The 5,828-nt window shown below is 72.5% G+C and carries 6 protein-coding genes; all 6 read left to right on the top strand.

What is annotated here, in order from left to right; translation table 11 throughout:
* A partial coding sequence (locus tag VQ03_RS28410) for an ABC transporter permease (RefSeq protein ID WP_048454279.1) occupies nucleotides 1–784 on the top strand: 784 nt, incomplete at its 5' end.
* Nucleotides 781–2,445, top strand: coding sequence for a dipeptide ABC transporter ATP-binding protein (locus VQ03_RS28405; RefSeq protein WP_048454278.1), 1,665 nt, complete (start codon nucleotides 781–783; stop codon nucleotides 2,443–2,445). The genes VQ03_RS28410 and VQ03_RS28405, both read left to right, overlap by 4 nt.
* A gap of 225 nt (nucleotides 2,446–2,670) precedes the next feature.
* The gene (locus VQ03_RS32325) at nucleotides 2,671–2,886 is read left to right on the top strand and encodes a DUF4089 domain-containing protein (protein ID WP_048454277.1); all 216 of its coding nucleotides are present in this window, start codon (nucleotides 2,671–2,673) and stop codon (nucleotides 2,884–2,886) included.
* A 2-nt stretch (nucleotides 2,887–2,888) separates the two neighbouring features.
* On the top strand, nucleotides 2,889–4,283 hold the full coding sequence (locus VQ03_RS28395; protein ID WP_425350108.1) for an AtzE family amidohydrolase: 1,395 nt from the start codon (nucleotides 2,889–2,891) through the stop codon (nucleotides 4,281–4,283).
* A gap of 137 nt (nucleotides 4,284–4,420) precedes the next feature.
* Nucleotides 4,421–4,810, top strand: coding sequence for an oxalurate catabolism protein HpxZ (hpxZ, locus tag VQ03_RS28390; RefSeq protein ID WP_048454276.1), 390 nt, complete (start codon nucleotides 4,421–4,423; stop codon nucleotides 4,808–4,810).
* On the top strand, nucleotides 4,807–5,828 hold a 1,022-nt coding region (locus VQ03_RS28385), incomplete at its 3' end, for an amidase family protein (protein WP_048454275.1). The genes hpxZ and VQ03_RS28385, both read left to right, overlap by 4 nt.

Here is a 5,828-nt window from a genome sequence, read left to right as displayed (position 1 = left end):
CTTCGCGCTGCTCCTCGGCCTCGTCGCCTGCGCCGTCGTCGGGCCTTCGCTCGTGCCCTACGATCCGCTCGCCTCCGACACCGGCGCCGCCCTCCAGGCGCCGTCGCTCGCCCACCCCTTCGGCACCGACCAGCTCGGGCGCGACATCCTCTCGCGGGTGGTGGTGGCGGCCCGGCTCGATCTCGCCATCGCGGTCTTCTCGGTGGCGCTCGTCTTCGTCGCCGGGGGGCTCGCCGGGATCATGGCCGGGTTCTTCGGCGGCTGGACCGACCGGATCGTCGGGCGGCTCGCCGACACCATCATGGCCTTCCCGCTCTTCGTCCTGGCGATGGGGATCGTGGCGGCGCTCGGCAACACGGTCGGCAACATCGTGCTGGCCACCGCGATCATCAACTTCCCGCTCTATGCGCGCCTCGCCCGCGCGGAAGCCGCGCAACGGCGCAATGCCGGCTTCGTCATGGCGGCGCGGCTCACCGGCAATACCGACCTGCGCATCGTGCTCACCGGCATCCTGCCGAACATCCTGCCGATCATGATGGTGCAGATGTCGCTGACCATGGGCTACGCCATCCTGAACGCCGCGGGCCTCTCCTTCATCGGGCTCGGGGTGCGCCCGCCCACCCCGGAATGGGGGATCATGGTGGCGGAAGGCGCCGGCTTCATCGTCTCCGGGGAATGGTGGATCGCCCTCTTTCCCGGCCTCGCCCTGATGCTCGCCGTGTTCTGCTTCAACCTCATCGGCGACGGCCTGCGCGACATCGTCGATCCCCAGAGGCGGACATGACCGCGATCCCGCTCCTCGCCATCCGCGACCTCACGGTCGAGTTCGCGACCCGCCGCGGCAAGGTCCAGGCGGTGCGCCAGGTCGACGTGACGGTCGCCAAGGGGGAGACCGTCGGCATCGTCGGCGAGTCGGGCTCGGGCAAGTCGGTCACCTCCTACGCGGTGATGCGCATCCTCGACCGGGCCGGGCGCATCGCCGCGGGCGAGGTCGGCTTCTCCGGCATCGACCTGCGGTCGGCGTCCGAGCGCCAGATGCGCGACCTGCGCGGGCGGGAGATCTCGATGATCTTCCAGAATCCCCGCGCGGCTCTCAACCCGATCCGCAAGGTCGGCCACCAGATCGAGGACGTGCTGCGCCAGCACGCCGAGGCCGGCTCCGGCGACGCCAAGGCCAAAGCCATCGCGGCCCTCGAACAGGTGAAGATCGCCCGCGCCGCCGAGCGTTATCACGCCTATCCGTTCGAGTTGTCCGGCGGCATGTGCCAGCGGGTGGTGATCGCGCTGGCGCTCGCCTGCCGGCCGCAGCTCCTCATCGCCGACGAGCCGACCACCGGCCTCGACGTGACGACCCAGAAGGCGGTGATGGACCTCGTCACCGACCTCACCCGCGAGCGCGGCATGGCGACGGTGCTCATCACCCACGATCTCGGGCTGGCCGCGACCTATTGCGACCGGATCGTGGTGATGGAGCAGGGCCGCGTCGTCGAGACGGCGCCGGCGGCGACGATCTTCAGGTCACCCGCCCACCCCTATACCCGCAAGCTGATGCAGGCGACGCCGCGCCCCGGCGTGACCTTGCGCGACCTCTTGCCCGCGGGCGCGCCGGCCGCGGCCCCGGAGCGGGCTGACGCCGCGGGGGCGCCGCTCCTCACGGTCTCGGGTCTGGTGAAGGCCTATCCGAAGGCGAAGGCCCTGCTCTCGCGCAAGGCCGCCGAGGCGCCGTTCAGGGCGGTCGACTCCTTGAGCTTCACGGTCGACCGCGGCGAGAGCGTCGGCCTCGTCGGCGAATCGGGCTGCGGCAAGTCCACCACCTCGACGATGGTGATGCGGCTCCTCGACCCTACCGAAGGCTCGATCGTCTTCGCCGGCGAGGAGATCGGCCGCGTGCCGGCCGCGCGCTTCGCCAAGCACCGCTTACGGCCGAAGATCCAGATGGTGTTCCAGGATCCGACCGAATCCCTCAACCCGCGCTGGACCGCCGCGCGGGCCATCGCCGACCCGCTCCTGCGCTTCCGTACCGTGCGGGGGGCCGACGCGATCCGGGCGCGCTGCGAGGAACTGGCCCGCCTCGTCGGCCTGCCGGTCGATCTGTTGGACCGCTTCCCGCACCAGCTCTCCGGCGGCCAGAAGGCGCGGGTGGGCATCGCCCGCGCCATCGCGCCCTCCCCCGATCTCGTGATCCTCGACGAGCCGACCGCGGCCCTCGACGTCTCGGTCCAGGCTCTGGTGCTGAACCTGCTCGCCGACCTGAAGCAGGCGCTCGGGATGAGCTACCTCTTCGTCAGCCACGACCTCCAGGTGGTGCGGATGCTGTGCGACCGGGTGATCGTGATGCGGTCGGGCCGGATCGTCGAGGAGGGCCCGACCGCCGCCGTGCTGGAGGCACCCCAGGCCGAGTACACCCGCGCGCTGCTCGCGGCGATCCCGAAGCCGCCTGTGTGAGGGGGCCTGCGCATCGTCGCTCCTTCCTCCCTGAACCTCATCCCGAGGTGCCGGGCGATCGAAGGTCGCACAGCCTCGAAGGAGGGCTCCGGTGATCCCTGAGACTTCTGGAGCCCTCCTTCGAGGCTCCCTCCGGTCGCACCTCAGGATGAGGTTGCGATTGGGAATGAACCGATCGTCGCAAGACTCCGATTCACTGCCTCGACCCCATTCTGAGGTTCGACCATGACGACACCTCCCCCCTCTCCTCCCCTCCCCCTCGACGACGCATCCGCCGGCGCGGTCGTCGACGCGATGATGCCGCTGGTCGGCATCGCGATGGCGCCGGAATGGCGCGAGACGGTGATCGCCAGCGTCAAGGCGACGGCCGCCGCCGCCAAGCTGGTTCTCGACTTCCCCCTCGACGACACCGTCGAGCCGGCGCCGGTCTTCCGGGCATGAGGATGGCGGAGATGAGCGTGAAGGAGACCGCCGCCGGGATCGCCGCCGCCGTGGCGGCGGGCCGGCTCACCGCCTCGGCCTCGGTCGAGGCCGCCCTGGCGCGGATCGCCGCCATCGACCCGGGGGTCAACGCCTTCACGGACGTGACGGCCGAGCGCGCCCGGGCCCGGGCGGCCGAGATCGATGCGGGTCTCGCCGCCGGCAAGGCGCCGGGCCCGCTCACCGGCGTGCCCTTCGCGGTCAAGAACCTGTTCGACGTCGCGGGACTGGCGACCCGCGCCGGCTCCAAGATCAACCGCGAGCGTGCGCCGAGCCCCCGCGACGGGGCCCTGGTGCGGCGGCTGGAAGAGGCCGGCGCAGTGCTGGTCGGCGCCCTCAACATGGGCGAATACGCCTACGACTTCACCGGCGAGAACGCCCATGACGGCCCCTCGCGCAACCCGCACGACCGGGAGCGGATGACCGGCGGCTCGTCGGGCGGCTCGGGGGCGGCGGTCGCGGCGGGGCTGGTGCCCCTCACCCTCGGCTCGGACACCAACGGGTCGATCCGGGTGCCCTCGGCGTTCTGCGGCACCTTCGGGCTCAAGCCCACCTTCGGCCGGCTGTCGCGGGCCGGTTCCTTCCCGTTCGTCGCGAGCTTCGATCATCTCGGGCCGCTCGCCCGCTCGGTCGCCGATTTGGGCCTCGCCTACGACGCGATGCAGGGCGAGGATCCCGACGATCCCTGGCAGGCGCCGCGCCCCGTCGAGCCGGTCACGGACGCGCTGGCGCAGGGCGCGACGGGCCTGCGCATCGCGGTGGCCGGCGGCTACTTCGCCCGGGGTGGCGAGCCGGATTGCTTCGCGGCCGTCGCGCGCGCGGCCGAGGCCCTGGGCGCCTCCCGGCGCATCGAGATCCCGGAAGCGGCGCGGGCCCGCGCCGCGGCCTTCATCATCACCGCCGCGGAGGCGGCCGGCCTCCACCTCGACCGCCTGCGGGAGCGCCCCGGCGACTACGACCCGGCGGTGCGCGACCGGCTGATCGCCGGCACGACGATTCCCGCCGCCTGGGTGCACCGCACCCAGCGCTTCCGCAGCTGGTACCGGGCGCGGGTGCTGGCCCTGTTCGATGAGGTCGACGTGATCCTCGCCCCCTGCACGCCCTGCCGGGCGCTGCGGATCGGCCAGGCGACGATGGAGCTCGACGGCGTCACCGTGCCGGCGCGGCCGAATATCGGCGTGTTCACCCAGCCGATCTCCTTCATCGGCCTGCCGGTCGTGGCGGTGCCGGTGCGGGTCGGCGACGGGCTGCCGCTCGCCGTGCAGGTCATCGCGGCGCCGTGGCGGGAAGACCTGGCCTTGCGGGTCGCCGGGGCGCTCGAGGCGGCGGGGGTGGGGGCGGCGCCGGTGGCGGAATAGACGTCTCCGGCAGACTTGATCCCCTCCGTCGTCATCCCGGGCTCCGCTTCGCGGCCCCGGGATGACGTGGAGAATTGTCGATAGGACAGCCTGAATACGTGCCACGACCGCCAAACAGGCCTGAAAGGACCATCCTCATGGACATCGACCATCCCGACGTCAAAGCCGAGGTCGAGGCGGCCTTCGCGGCTTACGAGACCGCCCTCGTCACCAACGACGTGCCGACCCTCGAGGCCCTGTTCTGGGACGATCCCCGCACCATCCGGTACGGCACGGCCGAGAACCTCTACGGCATGGACGCGATCCGGGCCTTCCGCCGGGCGCGCTCGCCGATCGGGGTCGAGCGGCGCATCGGCGAGACGGTCATCACCACCTTCGGGCGCGACTTCGCCACCGCCTCGACGCTGTTCTGGCGCGAGGCGCATCCGGGCAAGGTCGGGCGCCAGATGCAGTCCTGGGCCCGGCTGCCCGAGGGCTGGCGGGTCGTGGCCGCCCATGTCAGCCTGATCGACGAGGTTCCGGCGTGAGCACCTTCCCCCTCACCCTCGCGGATTACCGGGAGGCCTACGCCTCGGGAACGCTCACCCCTGCCGCCGCCATGCGCGAGGTCTACCGGCGCATCGTGGCGCAGGCCGACCCGGCGATCTTCATCACCCTGCGGCCCGAGGCCGAGGTGGTGGCGGAGGCCGAGAGCCTGCCGGCGGGTCCGCTCCACGGCATCCCGGTCGCCGTCAAGGACAACATCGCGGTCGCGGGCCTGCCGACCACCTGCGCCTGCCCGGACTACGCGACGGTCGCGACGGAGGATGCCGCGGTGGTGACGCGGCTGCGGCAGGCCGGCGCCCTCGTCATCGGCAAGACCAACCTCGACCAGTTCGCCACCGGACTCGTCGGCGTGCGCTCGCCCTACGGCGTGCCGCGCAACGCCCTCGACCCGGCGCTGGTGCCCGGCGGATCCTCGTCGGGCTCGGCGGTCGCGGTGGCGGCCGGGCTGGTGCCGCTGGCGCTCGGCACCGACACCGCCGGCTCCGGCCGGGTGCCGGCGGGGCTCAACCACATCGTCGGGCTCAAGCCCAGCCTGGGGGCGCTCTCGACGCGCGGCGTCGTGCCGGCCTGCCGCACCCTCGATTGCGTCTCGGTCTTCGCCCTCACCGCCGAGGACGCTTTCGCGGGCTTCTCTGCGCTCGCCGGGTTCGACGCTGCCGATCCGTTCTCGCGGGCCGTGCCCGTCGGGCGGCCGGGGGCGCTGCCGCTCAGGGTCGGCGTGCCGGACGGGCCGAGCCGCCGCTTTGCCGGCGATGCGCTCTCCGAGGCCGCCTTCGATGCGGCGCTCGCCGACCTCAAGGCCCTGGGCGCGACCCCGGTCCCGGTCGATCTCACGCCGTTCTTCGCGACAGCCGCCCTCCTCTATGACGGGCCGTGGGTGGCCGAGCGCTGGGAGGCGATCCGCCCGCTCATCACCGGGAATCCGGACGCGCTTCATCCGGTCACCCGCGCCATCACCGAACGCGCGACGGCCTTCTCCGCCGCCGACGCCTTCGCGGG

The sequence above is a fragment of the Methylobacterium tarhaniae genome, from assembly GCF_001043955.1.
GTDB lineage: Bacteria > Pseudomonadota > Alphaproteobacteria > Rhizobiales > Beijerinckiaceae > Methylobacterium > Methylobacterium tarhaniae.
This window is presented reverse-complemented; position numbering and strand designations above follow the sequence as displayed.

Coding starts and splice junctions, on each gene's coding strand:
- VQ03_RS28405 (WP_048454278.1), top strand. CDS start 781: ATGACCGCGATCCCGCTCCTCGCCATCCGCGACCTCACGGTCGAGTTC.
- VQ03_RS28395 (WP_425350108.1), top strand. CDS start 2,889: ATGGCGGAGATGAGCGTGAAGGAGACCGCCGCCGGGATCGCCGCCGCC.
- hpxZ (WP_048454276.1), top strand. CDS start 4,421: ATGGACATCGACCATCCCGACGTCAAAGCCGAGGTCGAGGCGGCCTTC.
- VQ03_RS32325 (WP_048454277.1), top strand. CDS start 2,671: ATGACGACACCTCCCCCCTCTCCTCCCCTCCCCCTCGACGACGCATCC.